The sequence below is a fragment of the Mesorhizobium sp. M7A.F.Ca.CA.002.09.1.1 genome, from assembly GCF_003998555.1.
GTDB classification, from domain to species: Bacteria; Pseudomonadota; Alphaproteobacteria; order Rhizobiales; family Rhizobiaceae; genus Mesorhizobium; species Mesorhizobium ciceri.
Genome location: NZ_RZRR01000808.1, coordinates 1 through 2,576, shown reverse-complemented (window position 1 = coordinate 2,576; position 2,576 = coordinate 1). Strand labels below are relative to the sequence as shown.

The following is a 2,576-nucleotide window of genomic DNA, read 5'->3' as shown; positions in this document are numbered from 1 at the left end:
GGGGTGCGAAAGGATGGGGTCGCGGTCTTTGCGATTTCGAATGGCACGGTGACCTTCCATGCCTTCGCCCGGCTTTTCCGCGACGCGCTCGGTTGCGATAACGCGCTGTTCCTCGACGGCACGATATCCAGCCTGTTTGCGCCTGCCATCGGCCGCAAAGACGACTACTGGAATCTCGGGCCGATGATCGGCGTCTTCAGGAAATCCTGAGCCAGTTTCCACCGCGCTTACCCGCATGCGGTATGGCGAAAAAAACTTGATTCAAACTTTATTGGTAATTTCTCATTCATAACTGATCCGGTTTGTCCGTCGGCTGTCGTTTCGCCCTCGGTCTGTTGTGTTTTGAGTACAGGTCCAGATGCGGATTCCGGGCGTCGTCAGTTTTTTGATAGCATCGCTATGCCTTGCCGGCTGCTCGTCAACGGCCGGCGTCGATGCGCTGGATTTGCAGAAACCCTCCAACGAGACCACCAGTTCCGTGATCCGGCCGCCGGCACCGATCGCCGCTGCTCCGGCGGCAAGGGGCAACAGGGCGGCAAGGGCCGGATTGGCTCCCATGTCTGACAACGGTCCGGGGGAAAAAACGCGCCCGTTCGGCTTGGCGGAGGAGGAAGAGACGGGGGTGTTTGCCGCACCTGAGGCGCCTAATCCCCAAGTGCCTGATATCGGCGGGCTGCCGGTCGAGCCGGCAGCCTTGGTGTCGCCGCCCAAGCTATTGACCCGCGCGGCACCGGCCATGCTTGCCGGGCCGCTCACCCGTTACGGTTTTCGCGACGCCAAGCCGATCAATTTCGGCAAGGGTTCGCCTCGCCGCCTTGCAGTGCACGGCGTCGACGTCTCGCGTTGGCAAGGCAACGTCAACTGGGACAAGCTGCGGGCGCAGGGCGCCAACTTCGCCTACATCAAGGCGACCGACGGTGGCGACCACCTCGATCCGATGTTCATGAAAAACTGGCGCAACGCCGACGCCGCCGGCTTGAAGCGCGGCGCCTACCATTTCTTCTACTGGTGCCGCACGGCGGGCGAGCAGGCGGACTGGTTCATCCGCAACGTGCCCAGGGTCGAAGGCGCGCTGCCGCCGGTGATCGACGTCGAGTGGAACGGCGAGTCCAGCTGCAAGCGGCGGCCGTCGCGCGAAAAGGTGCTGGAAAAGATGCAGGTGTTCATGGACAAGCTGGAGCGCTATTACGGCCAGCGGCCCATCATCTACACCGCGCCCGATTTCTACCGCGACAATCTCAGGGGCGAATTCCTCGACTATCCGTTTTGGCTGCGTGCGGTCGCCCAGCATCCGTCAAAGGTCTATCCCGGTCGCAAATGGCTGTTCTGGCAGTATTCCGGCTCCGGCCTGTCGCACGGCGTCACTGGCCGCATAGACCTCAATGTCTTCCATGGCGACGAACGGCAATGGCGCGCCTGGGCCGGGGGCCGGCAGACGGTAGCCGACGCCAACTGAGACAAGCTATCAGGCTTGGCGTCGTTCGCTTTCTCGGGTGTCCGCCGATCCTCGACCTCTTCGCCGCTCCCTTCAGGACCCGCTCACGCGGCCTGCTTGACCAGCGTGCGCTGTCGGACCATTTCAAGCGCGATATCGGACTGCTCGATGGACACGCTTCCGCCGGCAGCATTCGCTGAGGAAAGTGCCTGGCTCTTTGACCAACAAGGACGCATGGGAGGAAAAGATGGGTGTGTCATCGGAGGCTCTGGCACAGAGCCGTCAAACGATCAGCGCTTACGAGGATTATGCGGAACAATATGATGCCATCGTGCGCCATGTTCCCAACGAGAGGGAGCAGGCATCGCTCAAGCGCCTGGTGGCAATCGCCGGCACAGGTGGCCGGATTTTGGAAGTCGGGTCCGGAGCCGGATACGATGCGGATTTTCTGGAAAATTTGGGCGTCAAGGTTCGGCGCACCGACGCCACCAAGCGGTTTCTCGAGCTGCAGGCCGCGCGTGGTAAGCATGGCGAGTTGCTCGATCTCATCACCGATGATCTCGGCGGCCCCTACGACGCGGTCCTTGCCCTATGCGTCCTGATCCACGTGCCTCGCGACCAGACCGACCAGGTGCTTGCCAAGATAGCCGGGTCGCTGCGCCCGGGCGGCGCCTTCCTCGTCTCGATGCGCAATGGCGACGGCGAGAGATCAGGCGAATATCACATGGTCTACTGGCGCAGGGACGACTTCGCCGCCCATCTCGAAGGCGCCGGGCTGGTCCTTATCAGGGACGATTTCAACGTCGGCCGCAATAGCGAAGAATGGAACACGTTCCTGGCCGTGAAGCCTGCATAACGCGGCGTGGGCTGTTGCCGTTTGCGCTGCTCAGCCTTTTCAGATTTGCGAAAATACAAGACATTGCCGCCGCCATGCTGTCTATGTGCGGGTTCCTGCACTCCTGGGGGGAGACGAGTTGGAACTCAAGATCATGCTTGTCGGCTTTGCCTGCGTGGTCGCGGGCGCGCTGTCGTTCATCACCTTCATGAAATGGCGAGAGGTGAAGGCACTCAGCCGCTGGCTGCCGACGCCGGGAAAGATCATCTCGTCGCGCGTCGAGGCACGCGAGGTCAGAAGCTCGGG

4 protein-coding genes are annotated in these 2,576 nt (G+C 61.8%); 3 read left to right on the top strand and 1 reads right to left on the bottom strand.

Features of this window, described 5'->3' with window-relative positions; genetic code table 11:
• A partial coding sequence (locus EN994_RS26595) for a phosphodiester glycosidase family protein (protein ID WP_206530505.1) occupies positions 1 to 210 on the top strand: 210 nt, incomplete at its 5' end.
• A gap of 72 nt (positions 211 to 282) precedes the next feature.
• On the opposite strand, the gene EN994_RS36400 is transcribed toward EN994_RS26595, so the two are convergent.
• Positions 283 to 558 carry a hypothetical protein gene (locus tag EN994_RS36400; RefSeq protein ID WP_164748023.1) on the bottom strand — a complete coding sequence of 92 codons (276 nt, stop codon included), beginning with the start codon at positions 556 to 558 and terminating at the stop codon, positions 283 to 285.
• Here EN994_RS36400 and EN994_RS26590 point away from each other — a divergent pair.
• Together EN994_RS26590 and EN994_RS26580 are read left to right on the top strand one after the other, a co-directional pair.
• Positions 557 to 1,456 carry a glycoside hydrolase family 25 protein gene (locus tag EN994_RS26590; protein WP_245466091.1) on the top strand — a complete coding sequence of 300 codons (900 nt, stop codon included), beginning with the start codon at positions 557 to 559 and terminating at the stop codon, positions 1,454 to 1,456. The two genes, EN994_RS36400 and EN994_RS26590, sit on opposite strands and share 2 nt — an antisense overlap.
• 226 nt (positions 1,457 to 1,682) lie before the next feature.
• Positions 1,683 to 2,291 (top strand): class I SAM-dependent methyltransferase, encoded by a 609-nt coding sequence (locus tag EN994_RS26580; protein WP_063170216.1) that lies wholly within the window; start codon positions 1,683 to 1,685, stop codon positions 2,289 to 2,291.
• The last annotated feature ends 285 nt before the right edge of the window (positions 2,292 to 2,576 follow it).